This window comes from Streptomyces sp. NPDC054841 (genome assembly GCF_053611045.1).
This window is the reverse complement of the sequence record NZ_JBSGZO010000002.1, coordinates 1-21,242: the sequence shown is the minus strand read 5'-3', so window position 1 is coordinate 21,242 and position 21,242 is coordinate 1. Positions and strand designations below refer to the sequence as shown.

The following is a 21,242-nucleotide window of genomic DNA, read 5'->3' as shown; positions in this document are numbered from 1 at the left end:
GGCTCCTCGGTGTACTGGTGTGCGTCGTGACGGGTCAGGCCACAGCCGTCTGCGCCGACTCCCGCTCCGGCTCCGGCTCCGCCTCCTGCAGGAAGGTCCAGTCCCACACGCTGAGCGGCGGGTTGGTCCCCTGACGTGCGGGCCGGGTCGTGCCGTTGGTGTCCGTCGCGGCGAGGATCTCCTTGAAGACCAGGTCGACGGCGACGGTGCCGACCCGCTTGTCGGCGTCCCGCTGGAGGCAGACACCGGTACGGAGCTCCTGGAGGGCCGAGATGACCTTGGCGTCGTTCTCGGGGCGTCCGAGCAGCGGCGCCACCAGGGAGGCCTCCTGGGCGGACTTCTGCTTGAAGGCGAACACGGTGTGGATCTGGTTCGCGCCGCCGCTGCGGGCCTCGGAGTCCTCGATCTGGACGAGGTCGATGGCCTGCTGGGTGATCAGGACGGTGACCGCGAGGTAGGAGCGGCCCTGCTTGAGCGCGCGGCGCATCAGATCGCGGCCGCTCTCGGTCGCGGTGACGACATAGGCCTCGTCGACGAAGAGAGCCTTGGGCCGCAGGCCGATCTCGCCCGTCACCGGGTTCTTCTCGTAACCGACGTCGAGCATCTGGCTGCCCAGCTCCACGACCGCCATCAGCGCGGTGGCGGCGAGGCGCTCGGCGGGGTTCCAGTTGCGCGGGTCGGAGGCGGCCGGGGACTGGAAGCCGCGCAGGGTGATGACCGTGCGGCGCTTGCGCATCGCGGACAGCGGCTGCGGGCGCTCGGCGAAGGCGAGCCGTGCGTACGGCAGGGTCCGCAGCTCGGTCAGCAGCATCTGGGCGAGCTTGAGGTCCTTGGCGGCCTCGCGGTCACCCGAGGCCACGGCCTGGTCGTAGGCCCGTACGACCTCGTCGACGACCTGCCACAACGTCGGCCTCGGCACCCGCAGTTCGGCATCGCGCGCACTCAGGCCCTGCTCGGTGGCCTGCCGGATCGCCGAGTTGTACCAGCCCACGATGGTTGCCATGGCCTCGATGACGGGCAGCCGCACCCGCTGGTAGTCCTCGTCGCCGAGGAAACCGCGCAGCATGGACTCGGCGAGCAGCCGGCCCGCGGGCACGTCACGGGCGATCACCCACGGGTCGAGCACCCCGGCCTGGCCCTTGAGCAGGTCGACGACCTCGGTCTCGGCCCAGAACTCCGGGTTGACCGGCTGGAACCGGCTGTGCGCGGTGCCGAGGACGCCCGTCTCCGCGTCGTGCGCGAACTCCGGGTCGTTCACCTGGGAGCCGAAGGCCAGGTAGTAGCAGAGCTGGGCGAAGTCGGTCTTGGGGTCGATGACCAGGCAGCGCACGCCCGACTCCGACTCCTCGTAGAACTTCTGCAGGGCGAGCGAGGACTTGCCACCGCCGGAAGCGCCGACGATGGCGAGGCCACCGCCGTCGTTGCGGGCGGGTCCGACGTGCAGGGAGTAGTGGACGGGCATCTTGCCGGCCCAGCCGACCAGATTGCCCACCCAGCCGAGCCGCTTGCCGGACCGCTGCTCGGGATTGTCGCCCAGCTCGGTGCCCGCCGTGGGCAGCCCGGCGCCGAGCTGCTCGACCTCCTGCAGGCGCAGGTACGGCGCGATGGGCAGCTTGGGCGCGTTGCCCGGCAGCTGGGACTGGAGCAGCCGCCACTGCTGGCGGGTCGGACGCAGCAGGGTGACCTTCAGGTCCTGCTTGAACTGCATCTCGAGGATGCGGCGACGGCGCTCCAGCTCGGCGACGTCGGGGGCGGAGATGGTGAAGCGGATCTGCGCCTCCATGCCCGGCATCTTGTGCTCCTCGACGTCGTCGAGGAGGTGCTTGGCACGGGTTACCTGGCTGGCGAGCTTGGTGTCGGGCGAGCGGCCGGAGTTGGCCATGTCGTTCATCTCGTCGACGAGGTTGCCGCTGATCTTCCCCGCCCGGTCCTTGAACTTCAGATACGGGATCAGGGTGAACCGCATGTCGATCTCGACGGGGAACTCGACGTTCTGCGCGGCGTAGCGGGCCCAGGCGGAGGACTGGCGGAAGCGGGTCTCCGTGGGCCAGCTGGCGGCCACCAGCGTCGTCGTGTAGCTGGTGTGCTGCTCGCCGGTGACCTCGTCGTACTGGTGCAGCACGATGTGCGTCTTGCGGTTCTCGCCGGAGAAGTCGACCACCAGGTCGAACTGGTCGGGGCCCCAGGAGCGGGAGCCGAGCACCGGCTCGGGCGGCACCGGCAGATCGCCGTGCAGGGGCTTGCGGATCAGCCAGACCAGTTCCTCGCGGGTCAGCGGAGCACCGCCGAGAGCGTCGAGGCTTTCGTGGACCTCGCGGGCGACCTGGGTCCACTGGGCCAGCACGGCCGGCGACAGGTACTCGCCGTGGACACCGGTGGCGCTTGCGGCCGCCTTGTCCGCGACGCCGCTCATGCCGCGGGCCAGGCCCGGCTCGTCGAACGGGTCGTCACCGCCGGGCAGCACCCCGTCGTCGCCCGAGCCGCGCTTCAGCGAACCCAGCTTGACCAGCAGGATGTTGCGTTCGCGCATCGCTCCGATGCGCTCCTGGTACTCGGCCTTGCGGAGGTTGTAGGCCTTGTAGTTCTCGGTCGGGTCCCAGGCGACGGAGTTGAGCTGCTCGGCCCAGTCGGTGGCGGTGATCGGCCGGTACACCTTGCGGTAGTGGCATTCGACGTTGCGGTCGCCGCGGGCGAGGTTGAGCAGCGCGCGGGCCGGACCCTCGGCCATCGCCTGCAGTTCCGTGGCGTTGAGGTACTCGTCGATGGCGGTGGGCAGGGCGATACCGGTCCACACCGAGTCGCCGTGCACGAAGATCATGTCGTCGGCGTAGCGGTAGGGGAGCCGCATCTCTTCGCGGCGGGCGGACCGGTCCTGCTTCCCGGAGCCGCCCGAGCCCCGCGAACCACCGGAACCCTGGTTTCCCTTGGCGCCCTTGGAGTTGGCGGCCATGAGCATGGCGATCACGAAGAAGGCGACCGCCCCGCCCAGGAGGATCAGCAAGAACATGGAGGAGTCATCCTGCGGTCTCGGAGTGTGCGGTCGGGGAATGCGCGGCGTACGAGGAGCCGTGCCGGGCGGCTGCGGTGGCGGCGTCGTCGTAACGCTGCTGCCAGCGCGGCGAACCCGGCTGCCAGAGGATGACCTGCCAGTGCAGTTCCTCGGGTTCACGGTCGGCGGCCAGCCCCTGCAGACGCTTGGGCTGGAACCAGTAGTCGGCCCAGACCACCAGCTGCTGGCTGAGGGTGAGGGCGGAGGGCAGCGGCCGGCCCCAGACGAAGTAGACGGCGACGGGCGGCCCGATGTAGAGGACCGACGTCATCATCGACAGGCCCAGGAAGGGCACGAAGGCGGAGAGCGAGAGCATCGCCACCAGCCACAGCACACCGAAGCCGAAGGCGGCTCCCAGGGCGGGCAGCAGCAGGCCGGGGAGCGGGATGTTGCCCCAGTTCCAGATGCGCTTGGGCCGGTTGAGCAGATCCGTGTGGTCGTAGGCGACCATCGGCTCCGGTTCGTCCGGTGATTCCAGTGCCACCAGTCACTCCCCCTCTCCTGTGTGTTTACGGCTGCGCGTTGCGGGACGGGCGTTACGAGCTACGAGCTACGAGCTACGAGCTACGAGCTACGAGCTGCGGGCTGCGGGCTGCGGGCTGCGGGCTACGAGCTGCGAGATATGGGCTACGGGCCGCGGGCGCGGGCTACCGGTTACGGGTGACCGTGCCCGTAACCGGGCTCAGTTCTTGCCGCCGCCGCCTATCTGGCCGCCGAGGTCGATGAGCACGCCGGCCAGACCGGTCGCGCCACCGATGATCAGCGCGGCGAGCGCGATCATGCCGAAGCCCTGGAACGCCTCGCGCATGCCGTCACCGCGCTTCATCGACAGCAGCATCCGGATGCCGAGGATGAGCAGGGCGATCACCGCGACCATGGTCCCGGCGCTGCGGAGGATGTCCTGGATCTCGCCGAACATGCCTTCGAGGGAGGTTGCTGCAAGGTACACGTCGTGCGTCCTTTCGCTGTGTGGTGCCTGAGTGCGTTACGTCGGGGGTGTTGCGGTCAGGAGGTGCGGTTCGCGCTGCCCGCGCGGCCGGTCGCGGGCGGGGTGCTCGCGCCTGCGGGCGGGGTGCTTCCCCCAGTCGCGGGCGGGGTGCTTCCCCCGCTCGCGGGCGGGGTGCTCGCGTCCGGTGCGGGGGCGTCGGTCTCGCCCTCGTCCGCGCGCCCGCCGGCGGGGTCGAGGACGCCGCCGCGGATGTCCTTGATGAACCAGCCCTGGGCGGTGTTGACCACCGTGACCCGGTACGAGCGAAGGACCTTCGTGCCTGCTTCGGCACTGCCGGTCTCGCCGCCGCCGCTGCCCCACTCGACCGTCACCCGTGCCTGGACGGACTGGCCGTCCTTGTACGTGATCTCGTCGCCGTCGTCGGTGCCCGCCGGCGCCAGGGCCGCCACGTCGCGGACCTGCGGCGCCGACAGCGCGCCGGCCAGTCCCGTGGTCGCCGCGTGGGTCGCGTCGGTGGTGGTGAAGCGGGTCATCGACGTCGTGTCGGAAGCCGACCAGGCCACGAAGTAGCCGGGCAGCACCTTCGCCTTGAGCTGGTCGGAGAGATCCTGGTCGACGACGTCGTCGTCCTGGTCCACCTCGGGCGCGGTGCCGCGCACGGGCAACGGCATCTCACCCACGTCGCCGACGATGCGCAGCCCCGACGCGGTGGCCAGGTCCTTCACGTACACGGGTATGGAGAGGGTGGTGACGCGCCCGGTCGACAGCGTGACCTGAATTCCCAGGTACCGGCCGTTCTTTCCGTACTCGGGAAGCTCCTCGACGGTCCCGTCCCAGTTGGCGAGCGTGGCGCTCTGCGTACCCTGCCCGCCCCAGCCGCAGTCGCGGTCGACGCCCGTCGAGGCGTAGCGGGTCAGGGATTCGCGGCGCGCGTCGGCGTCCTTCGGCGCGTACGTCATGCAGAGCTTCGCGTACTCCTCGGCGAAGGTCGCCGCGGCCTGGGTCGGGAACTCGGTGAGCCGGTAACGCGTCACGTCCTTGTCGTCCAGGGCCGCGGTCTGCGCGCCGGACGACTTGCCGATCGCCAGGCCCATGACACCGCAGGAGCCGAGCGCGAAGACACAGGTCGTGATCAGCAGCGTGGCACGCAGCGCGACATGGGTACGCCGGCCACCGGCGGGCAGCCGTCCACCGGGGCGCGGCACATCGAACCCGGCGCCGGCGTGTGCCGAGGCCCTGGGCTGCGGCGCGGCGGACGCCGGTGCGGCGGTGGCGGTGGCGGTGGCGGGTGCGGCGGGGGCCGCGTGCGGGCGGCCGGCCGCCGGGGCCGTGCCGCCACCCTGCTTACGGCCCTCGCGCTCGGCCTTCTTTCGCTCGTACTCGGCCTTGCGCTCGGCCTTCGCCCGCTCCCGCTTGTCCTTCTTCGACTCACCCGCCGGCCGGCTGGCGCGCGGCGGCAGGGTCGGTACGGCGGCCTCGCTCGGCGGCACCGCGGCCTGCGGGGCGCGGCGCACCCATGCGGCGGCGACCTGTGCGCGCGCCGCTTCCGACGGGAGCTGCTGCTGGGGGGCCGGGGCCGCGGCTGTCGGATAGCCGTACGGACCGGGCGCCGGCTGGTGGTTGGCCTGGGGCTGGGGCTGCTGGGGCTGGTGCTGCGCGTGCGGATACTGGCCCTGGTGAGGCTGTCCCTGCTGCTGTCCGTGCCCTTGTGCCTGAGCCTGCGCTTGCGCCTGCTGCCAGGCGGCCTGCTCCGCAGGGCCGAACTGCGCGGGCTGCCCGGAAGGCTGGCCTCCGCCGACCCCGCCAGCAGAGCTGCTGTGGTCCGTCATCGACTCGGTCTCTCCCCGCGTGTGATCCCCGTCCGCCGGTCGGGCGTGCGGCGGGCCCTGGTGAGGCCAGGTGCGGACGGCAGTGTGGCAAACGGAGGGCGGATCGGCTCCCGCCTTTTCCCAGGCGAGGAAAGCGCGAGGAAGCGCAGGGAAAGTCGGGGAAAGTCGGGGAAGCGTGAGGAATCCTCATGCGGAATTCCGGGGAATGTATGGGAATCCGGGGCGGGCGGAGGTCTTCGGTGCTCGGCCAGAATGCGGGTTCGTGCCCGGGGGACGGGCGCTGAGCTGTCACCGACATCACGAAGGACGAGAGTTGAGCGACCAGTACGCCCACCCGCAGCAGGCCGCATCCCTTGCCGCCGCGGCCCCGCCGGCCCCCGAGCCTCAAGGCGCCGCACCCGCCGCCGCCCCGCCCGCGCAGGTCATCGGTGCCCAGGCCGCCTGGATCGACGGCTACGAGCCGGGCAACCCCTGGCAGGCGAGGCTCTGCCTGCAGACCCAGTACGGCCCCGTCGTCTATCCCCTCACCCCGCACACCATGCCCGAACTCCTTGAAGGCCTGGTCATGGTCGCGCAGGAGCAACAGGGAACGACCGACATCCTCGGCCCGGAGGATCCGGCAGCCGGGAGCGGCGCGGACGAAGTCGACGACTCCGAGCCGGGCCGCGGCACGGGTCTCCACGACGGCCGCGCCGCCCGCCTGACGGGCTGGGCCGTGGTCCACGACCTGTGGGAGCGCGACGACCCGAAGGCCCGATTCATCATGGGCGCCGTGGTCATCGGCCTGCTGGTCCTCGGGATCTTCCTCACCTGAGCGGAGTCCTGACCGGGATACGGTCGAACACGCGTATCGCGTGAGTGGATCGAGCTGAGGAGAGACGATGCCGACGGAGAAGACCGGTCGCACCGCCCAGGATCTGGCTGCCGAGCTGACGGGGCTGCAGGGGGTGGACTGGGCCTCGGTGTGGGCGGGCCCGCCGCAGGGCGGATCGCCGGAATTCCGTGACTGGTGCGGACGGTACGGCTGGGAGCCGCGGACCGTCGAGCGGAATCTTGAGGTGCGTACGCGCACTGGCGGAGAAATGACCTTCTGGTCGAACGGCGCGTGGACCCCGGTCGACGGTCTGACGCACTACGCCTCGCGCCTGAGGGCCTCCGCCGCGACGGAGAACAGCGATGTCGTCTCTCGCGCCGATGCGGCGTGGCCGGAGTATCTGCGGGCAGCCGAGGGTGCGATGGGCCCGGCGGTCTGGAGCGGTGTTTGGGACGCGCCGGACTTCCCCGAGCCGCCGGAGCCCAGGTTCTGGCGGGGGCGCGAGTCCCGGCTGCAGACGCGCAGCCCGTACCGGCTGGCCTTCTGGAAGCCCGTGGGCGACCCGCCCGGCCAGGCGTTCTTCGTGCTCGTGCAGTCCGTGTCGTTTCCGACGTGGACCACTGACATGCCGGGCAGTGCGACGATCGCGCTGGACGTGTTCGCGCCTGAGGGCTCGCGGAGGCGCCGATGATGTTCGACGCCCCTCCCACCCAGAAGGAGATCAAAACGGCGAAACGGCTCGCGGAGGAGTACCAAGCAGCCACTCCCTCGAACGAGGAGGAGGCAAGTGTGCTGGCTCGCCGAATCTACGAGGACTGGCAGGCTGTCGCGAGCACACCGGGCCGGACCGCTGCTCCCGATCTGCTGTCCTTCATCCGTGACATCGGCGAGCACGGGTCCGTCACCGCCGAGGACAGGGGCACCACCCGTGCTTTCTGGTCCTATGAGTCCCGGCCCGAGGGGGAAGACCGGAAGCCCATCCAGCACCGTTTCCTGGCACGAGCGTGCGGAGCGTCCCGCGGGCTGCAGGTTCTGCAGGAGACGGAGGGGGGCCGGCAGATGGACTCGTACCGCCTCGAGGGTGAGTTGGTGCCGAGAATCCTCGAGCGGGAATACGGTGTGGACGGTGTCGAGCTCAAGAGCGTTGTCGACCAGGCATGGGTAAGGCTCTCAGAGCGCTATGCCGAGGCCGCACAAGGGCCGGTCGTCGCCTTCGTGCCCGACATCGCCGAGAGGACCGTCCTCGGCCAGTACGAGCTGCCGATTCTTCTCGCGCATCCCAAGGTGGGCAAGGAGGGCGTGAAGTTTCCCATCCCCATGCCGGAGCACAAGCATCTGCCCCCCGAGATCGACGCGTTGATCGCCGATCAGCCCCTCCGCGCCCAGATACGGATGGAGGACTTCGACCTCAAGGCGTCACCCAAGGACTTCGCCGCCAAGCTCGCCGACCTCGACGTCCCCGAAAACCAGCGCGAAGCGCACGAAAGCGCGCTGTGGCGGCTCGCGGCCGCCAACAGCTACGACGAACTCGTCACGCGCGCCGTGGAGAACCAGACGCTGGAGCAGAAGGGCTCCGCCTTCACCCCCGGCGTGACCGAACGTCCCGTCTCCCGTCCCGCCGCTCCCCGGGGCCCGACCGGGCACGGTGTGTACAACCTGACCGTCGAACCCCCGGCCCCCGCCCTCGTCCCGGCACAGACCGGTGTCGAGCGCTGAGCAGCAAAAGAGGCACCACCTCGTGAGCAGCGACAACGACCACGCCCGTACGGCTCAGGCCATGGCGGAGAAGGCGGTCTTCTTCGCGGGGACCAAGGCCTGGGACGCCATGCACATGAAGCTGACGTTCTTCCTGGCCGGGGCCCGCTCGTCCCAGGAGGAAGAGCACCGCAGCCGTCAGTTGGACGACTGGAAGGCCCGCCTGCTCGCCGCTCGCGCGGCCGGCTACGCGACGGCCGACGCGACCGCCCAGGCCGAGCTCACTGCCATGGTGCTTGCCGAGCTCCGCGATCGGGGTGACGCTCTGGAGGCCCTGCACCAGGCGTTCCCGATGCTCGCCGAGTCTGCGGCGCAGTCGCAGCAGTCGGCCGACGACGACCTGGAGTTCTACTACGCCGACGTCTTCGTCTTCGTCACCGAGTACCTCTCGCAGATGGTGCGGCGCCGGGTGAACGGCTCCTCCGCCACCTGGTGTCCTCGCTGGTGGGAGCACCCCGAAGCGGGCGCCCGGCTCTCCGCGCTCTGGCTGGCCTGGGAGCATCTGCGCCAGGACCCGGCGCTCGGCATGTCCACCTGGTGGCTGCACCACGCCGATCCGCATCTTCGGGTGCTGATGGACCCGGATCTGGGCCCGTTCGCGGCTTGTTCGCCCAAGGACGGCCACACGGCGTACCCCTTCGAGCCGCTTCCCGTGGAACCGTACGACCCTGACGCACACGCCGCCGGGTAGGCGACGAGGGGGGCGGTGGGCCGGACCGGTGAGGATCTCCCGAGGGCCCTTCACCAATTCCCCTCACGGGTTTCCTCGTGCGCATCCCCTCCGCTTTTCCCGGATTCCCCATCTGCTTTCCGCGCTTTTCCTCATGAGGAAAATGAGCACTCCGGCAGCCGTCCCTCCACCTACCGTGTCCCGGCGACCTGACTGAGGGAGGCCCGGGACGGTGGAGTCACCCGCCGAGAACAAGAGAAGTGCCGTACTCGCCCTGGCGGTATTGGGCGTTCTGCTCGTCGGTGCCCTGGTGCTGTTCACCGTCTTCGACGGCGAGGACGACACGGACGCCGTATCCGGAGGCAAGCCCGCCGCGGGCGCCACGCAGGACTCGGGGGACTCCGGGGACTCCGGTGACGGCGGCGGAACGAAAGACTCCGGAAACGCTCCGGGCGCCGCGGCCACCCCCATCGTCCCGCTGGACGACGTGGAGGCCGCACACCGGGTGATGGCCGGCTACATGGCGGGCCTCAATACGTACGAGCACACCGACAAAGACGCCTCCTGGGCTTCCCCGCTGCTCGCGCTCACCACCCGCGACGAGGCGCTGAAGCAGGAGACCACCCTGCCTTCCGGCAAGGAATGGGACGCCTGTCTGGCCGCCCGGTGCGCCTCCGAGGGGAAAGCCGTCGTGGTCCGCGACGCGATGATCGCCGACGACCTCACGCGCGGCAGTGGCAAGACGATCTCCAGCGTGGTCAAGGTGACCGCGACCCGCTCCGAGGACGGCAGGGCGACCGGCACGGAGACCAACTCCTGGCTGGTGAGCGTCCAGAAGAGCGGCAGCGAGTGGAAGGTCTCCGCGTTCGACCTGTACGGCCTGGGCAACGTGGGCGCGTCCGACGAGACGGGGGAGTGAGACGCACCGATGGTGGCTCCTGCCGTACTGGCGGCCGCGGCCAAGGCCGCCAAAGCGGCCAAGTCCGCGAAGAACGCGGCCCAGTTGGCCGCAGGCCAGGGCGGGGGTGGCGGCGACGGCGGCAAGAAGAAGGGCAGCGGCAAGATGCTGCTGCTCATCGGCGGCGGCGGTCTGCTGCCGGTCGCCGGTATCGGGTTCCTCGCCATCGTCATGATCAGCGGCATGGTGGGCGGGCTGGGCGGCGGCACCGCCCAGGCCGCGTGCGGCGACTACGGCGACAACGCCCAGGCGGGCAACACCGGTGACAAGGCCGCCACCAGCCCGATCATGCCGGCGGGCAAGGCCTACATGCCGAGCAGGACGGCCCGTCACGAGATACCCCCGAAGATGATCCTCGCGTCGATGCGGGCCGCGGCGCGTTACGACGGTCTCGACTGGACGCTGATCGCCGGGCAGATGTACCAGGAGACCAAGTTCGGCCAGGACAAGTCCGCGGCGCCCGGCGGCAAGAACAGCGCCGGGTACATGGGGCTGCTGCAGTTCGGCGACGACGCCTGGACGGACTACGGTGCCGACGGCAACGGCGACGGCACGAAGGACAAGTACAACATCGACGACGCGGCCTTCGCCGCCGCCAACTTCCTGCACGCCAAGGGCGCCGAGACCGACGCCTGGGAAGCACTGCGGTCCTACTCCGGATCGAAGAAGAACAACACCATCTACATGCGCGTGGTCCTCACCCAGGCCGCCCGTTACCGCGGCACCCTCACCGGTGACAAGGACCTGATCAAGGACTGGTACGCGCATCTGAAGAAGACCGTGGAGAAGAACCCGGACTTCCCCACTCTCGGCCAGCAGTCGGACATCCCGGAGCCGGTCGGCAACAACGCCGTCCCGAGCAAGGCGCTGAGCATCTCGGCCTCCTCGCCCCGCTCCTGGTCCACCCCGCCCCTCGACGGCAACGGCGAACGCGGGGAGGGGGACGAGGTGGCGACCGCGATGGCGCCGGTCTCGTACTCCCGTCCGCTGTCCGCGCCGGCGGCCCGGCCCTTCGACGAGCCGCAGCCCGCCAACGGCAAGAGCTGGCAGTGGCCGATGAAGAAGGGCACGTACCAGATCGGTACGAAGTACCGTGCGCGCGGCGGCATGTGGAGTCTCGGGTACCACACCGGACTCGACCTGACCGCCTCCAGCGGCACCCCGATCTACGCCCCCGCCGACGGCAAGGTGGTGAAGACCGCCAAGGGCGGCTCGTACGGCAACGAGACCCACATCGAGCACGCGAACGGTGTGATCACCCTGTACGCCCACCAGACGACCGTCTCGGTCTCGGTCGGCGACACCGTCAAGCGCGGGGACCAGATAGGCACGGTCGGCGCGACCGGCAATGTCACCGGACCCCACCTCCACTGGGAGGTACGGGTCCCCGGCGTCGACAATCCCTTCGTCGGCGGCCAGGACCGCGGGCCCGGCATGGTCGACCCGGAGGGCTGGCTGGAGGGCAAGGTCTCCGCCAACCCCGACTACGGCAGCGTGCCCGGCGGAAACGGTGACGGCGGCAAGGACGCCGAGTACGCCGACTGCGCCAAGGAGGGCAACGGCACCCCGGTCGCCCCGGACGGCGCCGGTGTGACCGGCGTACTGCCGGACTCCGACGACCCGGTGGTGCGGGCCGCACTCGGCTGGGCGCAGCGCGGCATCGGTGTGCCGTACGTCCTGGGGGCTCCGCGACTGCAGGGCAGGAACCCGACCACGTTCGACTGCTCCAGCTACACGCAGTGGGCCTACTACCAGGCCAGCAAAGGCAAGATCAATATCGGGGCGACCACCTTCGAGCAGGAGGACAGGCTCCGGAAGTACAAGGTCGACCTGAGCGAGGCCCAGCCCGGCGACCTGATCTTCTTCCGGCCCAGCTCACGGGGTTCGGAGCACGTCGGCATGGTGTGGGACCCGGCCGGCAAGAAGATCGTCCACGCCCCGCGCCCCGGCAAGAACGTCGGATTCAGCACCTGGGACGTGCAGGACAAGATCACCGCTGTCTACCGGGTGCCGATCCCGCAGGGCACCAACGCGGTCGAGTCCGACGGCAAGGGCGGCGACTCACATGCGTAACGGTGCGGAAGCCGGCTCGCAGCGGGCCTCAGCGGAAGGAAAGCCCCGACCATGACCATCGAACAGCAGAAGAAGCCCCGCGCCGAGGACGACTGGACGATCGAGATCGTCCTCCTCGTGGGCACCGTCCTCGTCCTTCTGTGCGGCGCCTGGCTCGCCGCCCGGCTCGGTGCGCCCTTCGACGGCCAAGCGGCCCCGCCGGGCAATCCGTTCTCCTTCGCCGTGGCCATGGTCAAGGGGGACTACGCCTGGCCGGGCGGCGCGTCGAGCGCCATCGCGGCAGGTGAGGCGCTGCTGCTCGGCATCGCCGCGCTCGCCGGGTACCGGGTGCGCCAGCGCGTCCGCAACAAGCCGGACGTCGACGGCGCGGCCCGCCATCTCGCGAAGGGCGAGGAGCTCGGCAAGCTCACCATGAAGGGCGCCGCAGCGACCGCGGAGCGCCTCGGCGTGCAGGGCAATGTCCCGGGCGTCTTCATCGGCCGTTCCGTGCGCGGCAGGCAGCCGCTGTACGGCTCCTTCGAGGACATGCACATCGACATCTGGGGACCCCGTACCGGCAAGACGACCCGGCGCGCCATCCCCGCGATCCTCGACGCCCCCGGCGCGGTGCTCGTCACCTCCAACAAGCGGGACATCGTCGACGCGACCCGCGGCCCGCGCCAGTCCCGCGGGCAGGTCTGGGTCTTCGACCCGCAGCAGGTCGCGCAGGAGCCGCCCGCCTGGTGGTGGAACCCGCTCACGTACGTGACCGATGTCGCCAAGGCCCGCAAGCTGGCCGACCACTTCGCGTCGGGCTCGCGCGACGCCGACGCCTCCACCGACGCGTTCTTCGACCCCGCGGGACAGGACCTGCTCGCCAACCTGCTGCTCGCGGCGGCCACGGCCAAGTCCTCGATCACCCAGATCTACACCTGGCTGGCCAACCCGAAGGACGACACCCCGGAGCGCATCCTGCGCGGCGCCGGGCACCTCATGCCCGCCGACGCCCTGGCCGGTGTGATCACCGCCCCCGACAAGCAGCGCAGCGGCATCTACGGCGTCGCCCAGCAGATGGCGTCCTGCCTGATCAACCCGGAGGTCAACAAGTGGGTGACGCCGTACCCGGACGACGACCGCCCCGAGTTCGACCCGCACGAGTTCGTCCGTACCGGCTCCACCCTCTACTCGCTCTCCCGTGAGGGCAGCGATTCCGCCGGCCCGCTGGTGACCGCCCTGACCGTGGCCGTCGTCGAGGCCGCCGAGGAGTACGCCACCACCCAGCGGGGCGGCCGGCTGCCGCTCCCCCTGGTCGGCGTCCTGGACGAGGCGGCGAACGTCTGCCGCTGGCGCGCCCTGCCCGACCTCTACTCGCACTACGGCTCGCGCGGCATCATCCTGATGACGATCCTCCAGTCCTGGGCCCAGGGCATCGAGGTGTGGGGCGAGCGCGGCATGGAGAAGCTCTGGTCCGCTGCGAACGTCCGGGTCTACGGCGGCGGTGTCTCGGACACCCGCTTCCTCGGCGATCTCTCCGAGCTGGCGGGCGAGTTCGAGCTGCGCGACTTCTCCACGACCCGTGAGTCGGAGTTCGGCGGGTGGTCCGGCAACCGCACCGTCAACGAGTCCGTACGCCGTGAACGCGTGCTGCAGGTCTCCGACCTGGGCTCGATGCCGCCCGGCCGGGCCCTCGTGCTGGCGTCCGGCACGAAGCCGGTGCTGGTCGAGACGATCCCCTGGTGGGAAGGCCCGTACGCGCGCTCGGTCCAGGCGTCGCTGGCGCAGTACGACCCCGGGGCGCGCGGCTGACGGGGCGGGGCGGTGGTCGGGCGCGGGGGTCGGCGGGCCGGTGCGCCGGTCCGCCGATACGGACAGCTGCACTTGGAGCTGTCCGGCAGGTTCTGCACGGCGGGAGTGGCCTCCGTCGTCAGGTGACCTTGCGCAGGATCACGACCCAGTCCTCACCCTCCAGATCCTCCACGCGGTCGAGCTTCCAGATCTCGTCGCGCACGGGGAAGGCGTCCCCGACGCCCAGCGTGTGCTTGTGCTCCCCGTCGGCCGCGACTACGAGCCGGACGGTGAGGGGCTCATCGGTCGGGGCGTAGAGGTGGATCACGGCGAACCGGGCATTGTCCGACCCCCCGGTCACTCGGGGCCGCAGCCTGACTTCGTTGATCATGTTGCTATCCCATCGTGGTGAAGCGGCTCTTGAAGCCGGCCCTGAGTACGGGGCCCAGCTGCTCGCGGACAGCGGATACCGTCGTCCGCCATGTCGGCCATGTCGGCCAGACGGAAGAAGAAGTGCTCCAGCGCCTCGATCCCGGCCCAGTCGGGTAGGGCGGACTTGCAGTTCGCCGTGGGGCCCATCGGGTTGGAAGGGGCGTCAAGGCCGGGTGTGGCGCAGGTCACGGGAAGCCGGTGAGGGGTGCCGGACAGCTCAGTGAGGTGAGCACTCATATGCGTACCCGGGTACGGGCCGGGGAACCGAGCGCGTTCGCTGAACTCTTCGACAGCTACGCCCGCGCGGTCTACAACCATGCCTTCCGGCTGACCGCCGACTGGTCGACGGCCGAGGACGTGATGGCCGCGACCTTCATGGAGGCATGGCGGCTTCGCGACAAGGTCGACCCCGAGGGCGGCTCCCTGCGGCCCTGGCTGCTGGGCATCGCCACCAACACGGCGCGTAACCAGTACCGGAGCAACCGGCGGTACCGGGCGGCGGCCGGCGCCGCCGCGGCGGCCGAGCTGTCGGTGCCCGACCACGCCGACGAGGTGGCCGACCGGGTCGACGACCGGCGGCGACTCGCGACGGCCCTCACCGCGCTCGCCGCGCTGCGCAGACCGGAGCGCGAGGTGATCGCGCTGTGCCTGGGGGAGGGCCTTGACTACGAGGCCGCGGCGGAAGCGCTCGGGATTCCGGTCGGAACGGTCGCCTCCCGGCTGTCCCGGGCCCGCAAGAAGCTGCGTGCGCTGGCCGAAGCCGAATTGGCGCGCCCCCTCGCCGCAACAGTCCGCCCCGCGACCGAACTGTCGCGCCCCGCAACCGAAGTGGCGGGCAAGAAAGTGCGCAAGAAACGGGAAGGCGGCCACCGCGGCCGACAGACAAGAGGCGATCACACATACGCGATCCGGCCCGCGCAGGAAGGAAACCGATGAACGCGAACACGTCCCGGCAGAACCCGGCCGAGTGGGATGAGAGCGCACAGCTCCTCTCCCGGACGGCGCGTGAACTGCCGACGGGCCGTCACCAGTTTCACAGGGAGCGTCTGATGGCCCAGATTCACGACATGCAGCGGGAAGAGCGCACGGCGACGGCAGCCCCCGCGAAGGCACGGCGGTTCCGGCTGCCGCGTCCGGCGATCGTGCTGCCCGCCATGGCGGTGGCCGTGGCGGCAGCGATCGTTGCCGGGAGCACGATGTCCGACGGCGGCGGAGTCAGGGACGGCGGCGTCGCCACCGGACCGGCCCTGACCACGCCGCTCGGCGCCACGACCACCAAGGGCGTGCCCCAGCTGCTCGACCAGATCTCGCTGGCGGCGGCCGACGGGTCCCAGCCGGCCGTCAAGCCCGGCCAGTACATCTACATCGAGTCCAAGGCGGCCGGCACCCACCTGAGGACCGTCGGCGACAAGACCATCGTGGTCAGCGAAGAGTTGCATCGCCGCCAGGTGTGGAAGTCCCCGGACGGCACCAAGGGCTGGCTGATCGACCCCGCCGTCAACGACAGCCTCGAGGGCGAGACCCTGAGCCTCCCCGACGAGCTGGGCAACATCCCGGAGGCCAGCCTGAACGGCCCGTCGTACGACTACCTGGCCAAGCTCACCACCGACCCCGACGCACTGCTGGCCAAGATCTACAAGGAGACCAAGGGGCACGGCAACTCCCCCGACCAGCAGGCGTTCACCACCATCGGGGACCTGGTCCGCGAGAGCTACCCCCCGGCGCAGCTCCACTCGGCGCTGTTCAAGGCCGCGGCCAAGATCCCCGGAGTCGTCGTCGTGCAGGACGCGGTGGACGCGGTGGGCCGGCACGGAGTGGCGGTGGCCCGGCTCGACGAGACCAGCGGCCAGCGCGAGGAATGGATCTTCGACAGGAAGAGCCATGTCTTCCTCGGCGAACGCACCGTCCAGGTACGGCAGAACACCGGCGAGGACGCCCTGCTCAAGCCCGGCACGGTGATCAGCACCACAGCCGTCCTGAACCGGGCCGTCGTCGACGGCATCAAGCAGACCCCGTCGCAAGCCGGCTGATCCGTCCGCCCACCCTCCGCCGTACAGGCCCTGCTCCGCGCCCGGGCGGGGCGGGGCCTTCCCTGATCGGCGCTCTTCGCGTCGTCAGCCGGAGGATCGGTTGAGGGTGATCCGCGCCTTGCGCTCGACCAGTATGGGAACGTACTCGCGGACGGGCCGGCCATTGAAGGACGCGTGTGCTTCGGTTACGGCTGCCTCGACCTCGTCAGAGCTGTGTGTTGTGCTGAAGGCGTTCTTCAGGCGCTCGACAACGCCGCGGATGGCGTCTTCCTCGCGTGCCTTGTCAGCCACAGTGCCACCTGCCTGGAACGGTGCTTCTCAGCCTCTGCTGAGATTCTCGCGCGGAAGTACTACGGCCCGTTTGCGATCATTGCAACCGGGGCGGGATGCCTCGCCAGGAACCGGCCAGGCCTGGTGAACCTGGAGAGCGAGGCTGACCAAGGTGGTCAGCAGGTCGACGTCCGCCGGGACGTCCAGGCGCAGCGTCACCCATGGAGAGCCGGGCACCAGCCGGACGGGCGTGGCTTCCGCGAGGTGCTCTTCGAACCGCCGGATGGCCCGCGCCGTGAGGTGCAGGTCAACGTCGTGGCCGGAATGGAAGTGGGCGATCTCGCCGTCGGCCGAGGCGAGTGCCCGACCGATGCCACAGCTTGGGGCCGCCTCAGTGAGGTCGGGCCAGGTCGCCAGTTGCGCGAGGGCACGCGCGGCCAACGTCATGCTCCATCATGACCCGCTCACCGCACAGCCGCCCAGATGTGAGGGACCCGTAACCGGAACGCATCGCGTGAATGTCCGGATACGAACTCGGTGCAATCGAGGTTTTTGGATCACGCCGGCTCCTTACGGATGCACAAACCCTCCAGGAGCGCGGTCAGATAGCGGCGGCCGGTCTCGACACGGGCGGCAGGGACGCTGTGGACGTTCGCGGCGTAGGCGATCCCGCACATGAGCGGGACCAGGTCGTCGGAGGTCAGGTCGGCTCGCACCACTCCGGCGTCGCGGGCCCGCTCGAGCAGTTGTCCGCCGACCGATCGCAGGGTCCGTTTCAGTTCGGTGGTGCGCGGCAGGGCGTCCGTGGGCGCGGCGGTGACCGTGGACAGGGCGGCTTCGGTGACCTGCGCTTCGATGACGCGGGTCAGGAAGCCGGTGAAGGCACGCCACGGATTGTCGTCGGCGAGCGCCTGCTCGCCGTGTGCGGCGAGTGCCTCCAGGCAGGGGTTGGCGACGGTCTCCAGGAGCGCCTCGGCGGTGGGGAAGTGGCGATATACGGTGCCGACGCCCAGCTGGGCGCGGCGGGCAACGTCGTTGAGCTGGAGTGGTGTGCCTTCGTCCACGAGATGGCGGGCCACGGCGACGATCCGTTCCCAGTTGCGGGCGGCGTCCTTGCGCATGGGGGCGGTCGTCATGGAAGAAGTCTAACTGGATAGCTCATCCGAATTGCTGTGGCATGCGAACCGGATGAGCCACCCGTTTCCTCTTCGGGGCAACTCCGTGCCGAGCCTGCCGTCACCCGGCCGTGAGTGGCGCGAGGCGCTCACTGAGGTGGCGGACGGCTTCGGCTACGCGGGGATCCGTTGCCGGACGGAAGGGGGTGACCGGATGCGCCCGGGGTCCGATGACGACGCCGGTCCGGCCGGTCAGTGAGTGGTCGGTCGCGGCGAAGACCGAGGGCTTGGCCGCCACGGACGCCGGGCCCGAGGTCGAGCGTTCGAACTTCCGCCGGACCAGCGGCCAGAGCAGCCGCAGCCCCGGCGAGACGATCTTCGGGTCGCGCATGGTGCCGTTGGTCATGTCGGTCGCGGCGCCGCCGGGGTCCGCTGCGAAGACCGAGACGCCCGTGCCGTCGAGCCGGCCCGCCAGTTCCAGTGTGTAGGCGAGGTTGGCGAGCTTGGCGCGGCCGTACCAGTGGAAGCCGTAGTAGCCGCCGGGCGGCTCGACGTCGTCGAAGACGCGCTTGGCGACGCCGATCGCGCCCGAGCTGACGTTCACGATCCGGCTCGGCGCACCGGCTCGGAGTGCGGGCAGCAGCAATTCGGTCAGCAGGTACGGCGAGAGGTGGTTGACGGCAAACGACGCCTCGATCCCGTCGACCGTGTCCTGCCGGTCCGGGAACATCGCCCCGACGTTGTTGACCAGCACCGTCAGCGGACCGTCGGCGACGATCCGGTCGGCGAGGGCGCGGACCGCGTCGAGCGAGGCGAGGTCGGCGGCCAGGAACTGGGCGGGATGCGCCGGTGATGTGGTGTTGATCCGTTCGACCGCACGGGCGCCGCGCTCGGCGTTGCGTCCGACGACGGTGACCGCGAGGCCTGCCGCGGCCAGTCCCAAGGCGGTCTCCAACCCGATTCCCGCTGTTCCTGCGGTGACCACCGCTGTCTGCTTCATCGCGCGATCCGTTCCGTCTATGTGGATAGGCTATCCGGTTGACGTCAAAATAACAGATCCGGATGACCTATCCGATTGAGCATCAGCGCGGGCGCTTCTGAGTACGCGTGCTCAGGGTTGGGCGGCTGTCGGCGGCGAGAGTGGGAGCAGACCGAATGACCGGAGACAGGAGACAACCGTGCGCACGTCCCGCAGGATGAGCCGACCCGCCGCCTTGCGACCCGGCAGGGTCCGGGCCGTCGCCGCTGCTCTCGCCGGCGCGGCCGCCGTCGTGGCACTCACCGGCTGCTCCTTCGAGTACCAGGAGGACATCTGCAGCAGCGGCGAGTACCCCGTCCTTACAGTCGGCGGCACTGGTGGGGCCTGCGTCTCGGACGGCGAGAAGCCTCCGGCGGGATTCACGCGATACCCGGAGGGCAAGGTGCCGCAGCAGGTCGACGACGAGTGGGACGTGTACTGGCGCACCCACACGCTCGACAAGGACGGCAACGTCATCGACGTGCCGGACGGGGGCTGACCGGACGGCCCGCGCTCCGGGCCTCACGCTGCGGACGTACACGCCCCGGACGCCGGTGACGCGCCCAACGCCGCGGGTGCACGACCGTGCCGGTTCACGGCGTGCCGGACACCCGGCCGACCCGTTGGGCGAGGGTGACGGCCCGGACGCGGTCGTCGTCCGGGCCAGCAGAACCAACGCAAGGGTCTGATGGGCCGCTTGCTCGGCACACCAGCCGTTGGCGCCTTTGAGTTGGAGCGCACCCTTGGCGGCGCAGCCGGCGGAAGAGGGCGGCGGCACCGGTCCTCGGCGGCGAATGCGGCGTCCTATCCGCGTACCGCAGCAACCGCCTCATCGAAGACCTGTTCCATGTCGACCGTCCCGTTGCTGCGGACCCAGGTTTCCGTTGCGATGGCGGAGCAGGCCAGGGCGCAGGCGACGAGCGCGCGGGCCCGCATCTCGGTCATGGGGTCCGCCGGGGCACCCAGTCGTCTGGCGATGTCCGGCACGAGCAGGTCCACCCACTGCTGCTGTTTGTCCAGCTGACGCGCCCGGAGAGAGGGCGATGCGTGGAGCATGCTGGTGATTTTGAGGAAGTCCTCCGGAGAGTAGGGGAGGGACTCGACGAGTGCCTTGAGGGCTGCCCGGAGCGCTTCCCAGGGGGGCTCGTCCGCCGGGCGGGCTTCCAGTGCGGCCTGCAGGACCCTGCCGCTTTGGGCGTGGTCACCCAGCACGATGTCTTCCTTCGTGCCGAAGTAGCGGAACAGTGAGCGTCGCGAAATGCCGATCTCGCCCGCGATCTGATCCATGGTCGTGGCCTCGAAACCGCGCTCGAGGAACAGCCTCATCGCGGTGGCAACGATCTCGGCCTGCACTGCTCGCCGGGTGCGCTCTCGCAGTCCGGCCGGGCGGCCCTCGTGATCGTTCATGGGTACGCAGCCTACCACCTTCTGCACCCAGTGCCATATTGGCACCGAGTGACAGTTTAGGTCTACAGTGCCAACATGAGCACACCCGCCGTCCTCCGGGAGCAGCCATGAGCGCCGTCGACTACCGCGGTCAGACCACCCTCATCACCGGTGCCAGCGCCGGCATCGGTACAGAGTTCGCCCGCCGGCTCGCCCAGCGCGGATCGCACGTCATCCTCGTCGCCCGGCGCCAGGAACGGCTCGACGAACTGGCCGCCGAACTCACCGCGGCCCACGGCGTCCAAGCCACGGTCATACCGCTCGACCTGAGCCTGCCCGCCGCGGGGCAGGCGCTGGCCGAGGAGGTGGCGCGGCGCGGCCTGACCGTGACGAGCGTCGTGAACAACGCGGGGTTCGGCACCTTCGGCCCGTTCCACCAAGAGGACCCGCAGCGCCTGCGGGAGGAGATCAGCGTCGACGTCGCAGGCGTCATCGACATCAGCCGGGCGTTCATCGAGCCGCTGCGAACCGCCGGCACCGGGGTGCTGATCAATGTCGCGAGCATGGCCGCGTACCTCCCCGTCCCCAACATGGCCGTCTACGCGGCAGCCAAGGCGTTCGTGCTGAGCTTCACCGAGGCCCTGTGGCAGGAGTCCCGTGGCACCGGGTTGCGCGTGATCGCACTGTCTCCCGGCGCGACCAGCACCGAGTTCTTCGACGTCATCGGCACCAACGCCGCGGACGGCGGCTCCAGACGCCAGTCCCCCGGGGAGGTCGTGGCGACGGCGCTGGAGGCCCTTGACCGCCGCACACCACCACCGAGCGTCGTCTCAGGCCGGCTCAACCGCGTGATGGCGAGCCTGGGCCGGGGGTTGAGCAGGCGTCGTGCGGTCCTGCTCATGGGATCCATGACCGCCGCACACTAGGTCCGGCTCTTCGATCAGCAAGCTCGGCAGAGCGCTGGGCGGCGGCAGCAAGCAGAAGAAGGAAAAGAAGAAAAGGAAGGAAAGAAGGGGAAGCGCAAGCAGCAAGAGCGGGCGGAAGAGCAGCCGGATGAGCAGACGGGCAAGGACGGTCGGCGAAAGTCATGGCGGTTGCTGTGCTCCGCCGCTGTACACACGACAGAGGCC

21 protein-coding genes are annotated in these 21,242 nt (G+C 70.1%); 11 read left to right on the top strand and 10 right to left on the bottom strand.

Translation table 11 applies throughout. The features are described from left to right. Positions 1-34: 34 nt before the first annotated feature. The 4 genes from ACWGI8_RS00490 to ACWGI8_RS00475 form a co-directional block, all read right to left on the bottom strand. Positions 35-3,007: an ATP-binding protein gene (locus ACWGI8_RS00490; protein ID WP_453657197.1), complete on the bottom strand. Its 2,973-nt coding sequence runs from the start codon at positions 3,005-3,007 to the stop codon at positions 35-37. Between the two features lie 7 nt (positions 3,008-3,014). Next, positions 3,015-3,533, bottom strand: coding sequence for a hypothetical protein (locus ACWGI8_RS00485; RefSeq protein WP_453657195.1), 519 nt, complete (start codon positions 3,531-3,533; stop codon positions 3,015-3,017). A gap of 198 nt (positions 3,534-3,731) precedes the next feature. Beyond that, on the bottom strand, positions 3,732-3,998 hold the full coding sequence (locus ACWGI8_RS00480) for a hypothetical protein (RefSeq protein ID WP_453657193.1): 267 nt from the start codon (positions 3,996-3,998) through the stop codon (positions 3,732-3,734). A 56-nt stretch (positions 3,999-4,054) separates the two neighbouring features. After that, entirely contained in the window at positions 4,055-5,827 is a 1,773-nt protein-coding gene (locus ACWGI8_RS00475; RefSeq protein WP_453657191.1) for a conjugal transfer protein, read from the bottom strand. 313 nt (positions 5,828-6,140) lie between these two features. Here ACWGI8_RS00475 and ACWGI8_RS00470 point away from each other — a divergent pair, with 313 nt between their 5' ends. From ACWGI8_RS00470 to ACWGI8_RS00440, 7 genes are all read left to right on the top strand, one after another. Further along, positions 6,141-6,641, top strand: coding sequence for a hypothetical protein (locus tag ACWGI8_RS00470; protein WP_453657189.1), 501 nt, complete (start codon positions 6,141-6,143; stop codon positions 6,639-6,641). Positions 6,642-6,708: 67 nt separating this feature from the next. Next, positions 6,709-7,332, top strand: coding sequence for a hypothetical protein (locus ACWGI8_RS00465; protein WP_453657187.1), 624 nt, complete (start codon positions 6,709-6,711; stop codon positions 7,330-7,332). Then, positions 7,329-8,357 carry a hypothetical protein gene (locus tag ACWGI8_RS00460; protein WP_453657185.1) on the top strand — a complete coding sequence of 343 codons (1,029 nt, stop codon included), beginning with the start codon at positions 7,329-7,331 and terminating at the stop codon, positions 8,355-8,357. Before ACWGI8_RS00465 ends, ACWGI8_RS00460 begins: the two co-directional genes overlap by 4 nt. A gap of 22 nt (positions 8,358-8,379) precedes the next feature. Further along, positions 8,380-9,087 carry a DUF4913 domain-containing protein gene (locus ACWGI8_RS00455; protein WP_453657183.1) on the top strand — a complete coding sequence of 236 codons (708 nt, stop codon included), beginning with the start codon at positions 8,380-8,382 and terminating at the stop codon, positions 9,085-9,087. 211 nt (positions 9,088-9,298) lie between these two features. Next, positions 9,299-9,985 carry a hypothetical protein gene (locus tag ACWGI8_RS00450; RefSeq protein WP_453657181.1) on the top strand — a complete coding sequence of 229 codons (687 nt, stop codon included), beginning with the start codon at positions 9,299-9,301 and terminating at the stop codon, positions 9,983-9,985. Positions 9,986-9,994: 9 nt separating this feature from the next. Next, positions 9,995-12,097 (top strand): peptidoglycan DD-metalloendopeptidase family protein, encoded by a 2,103-nt coding sequence (locus tag ACWGI8_RS00445; protein WP_453657179.1) that lies wholly within the window; start codon positions 9,995-9,997, stop codon positions 12,095-12,097. Between the two features lie 51 nt (positions 12,098-12,148). Further along, entirely contained in the window at positions 12,149-13,882 is a 1,734-nt protein-coding gene (locus ACWGI8_RS00440; protein WP_453657177.1) for a type IV secretory system conjugative DNA transfer family protein, read from the top strand. Positions 13,883-14,000: 118 nt separating this feature from the next. Here ACWGI8_RS00440 and ACWGI8_RS00435 read toward each other — a convergent pair whose 3' ends face one another. After that, entirely contained in the window at positions 14,001-14,252 is a 252-nt protein-coding gene (locus tag ACWGI8_RS00435; protein WP_453657175.1) for a DUF6406 domain-containing protein, read from the bottom strand. 278 nt (positions 14,253-14,530) lie between these two features. Between ACWGI8_RS00435 and ACWGI8_RS00430 the strand changes: the two genes are divergently transcribed. Both ACWGI8_RS00430 and ACWGI8_RS00425 read left to right on the top strand, forming a co-directional pair. Continuing rightward, positions 14,531-15,229: an RNA polymerase sigma factor gene (locus tag ACWGI8_RS00430; RefSeq protein WP_453657174.1), complete on the top strand. Its 699-nt coding sequence runs from the start codon at positions 14,531-14,533 to the stop codon at positions 15,227-15,229. Continuing rightward, positions 15,226-16,323 (top strand): CU044_5270 family protein, encoded by a 1,098-nt coding sequence (locus ACWGI8_RS00425; protein ID WP_453657172.1) that lies wholly within the window; start codon positions 15,226-15,228, stop codon positions 16,321-16,323. Before ACWGI8_RS00430 ends, ACWGI8_RS00425 begins: the two co-directional genes overlap by 4 nt. A gap of 84 nt (positions 16,324-16,407) precedes the next feature. On the opposite strand, the gene ACWGI8_RS00420 is transcribed toward ACWGI8_RS00425, so the two are convergent. The 4 genes from ACWGI8_RS00420 to ACWGI8_RS00405 form a co-directional block, all read right to left on the bottom strand. Next, complete coding sequence (locus ACWGI8_RS00420; RefSeq protein ID WP_453657170.1) at positions 16,408-16,614, bottom strand: three-helix bundle dimerization domain-containing protein; 207 nt, start codon at positions 16,612-16,614, stop codon at positions 16,408-16,410. Between the two features lie 27 nt (positions 16,615-16,641). Continuing rightward, the gene (locus tag ACWGI8_RS00415) at positions 16,642-17,040 is read right to left on the bottom strand and encodes a luciferase domain-containing protein (protein WP_453657168.1); all 399 of its coding nucleotides are present in this window, start codon (positions 17,038-17,040) and stop codon (positions 16,642-16,644) included. Between the two features lie 110 nt (positions 17,041-17,150). Next, positions 17,151-17,729 (bottom strand): TetR/AcrR family transcriptional regulator, encoded by a 579-nt coding sequence (locus ACWGI8_RS00410; protein ID WP_453657166.1) that lies wholly within the window; start codon positions 17,727-17,729, stop codon positions 17,151-17,153. Between the two features lie 100 nt (positions 17,730-17,829). Continuing rightward, on the bottom strand, positions 17,830-18,708 hold the full coding sequence (locus ACWGI8_RS00405; protein ID WP_453657164.1) for an SDR family NAD(P)-dependent oxidoreductase: 879 nt from the start codon (positions 18,706-18,708) through the stop codon (positions 17,830-17,832). Positions 18,709-18,904: 196 nt separating this feature from the next. On the opposite strand from ACWGI8_RS00405, the gene ACWGI8_RS00400 reads away from it, so the two are divergent. Beyond that, positions 18,905-19,225, top strand: coding sequence for an SCO0607 family lipoprotein (locus ACWGI8_RS00400; protein ID WP_453657291.1), 321 nt, complete (start codon positions 18,905-18,907; stop codon positions 19,223-19,225). Positions 19,226-19,530: 305 nt separating this feature from the next. Here ACWGI8_RS00400 and ACWGI8_RS00395 read toward each other — a convergent pair whose 3' ends face one another. Then, on the bottom strand, positions 19,531-20,133 hold the full coding sequence (locus ACWGI8_RS00395) for a TetR family transcriptional regulator (protein WP_453657162.1): 603 nt from the start codon (positions 20,131-20,133) through the stop codon (positions 19,531-19,533). Between the two features lie 107 nt (positions 20,134-20,240). Here ACWGI8_RS00395 and ACWGI8_RS00390 point away from each other — a divergent pair, with 107 nt between their 5' ends. Further along, complete coding sequence (locus ACWGI8_RS00390) at positions 20,241-21,038, top strand: SDR family NAD(P)-dependent oxidoreductase (RefSeq protein ID WP_453657160.1); 798 nt, start codon at positions 20,241-20,243, stop codon at positions 21,036-21,038. Positions 21,039-21,242: the final 204 nt, after the last annotated feature.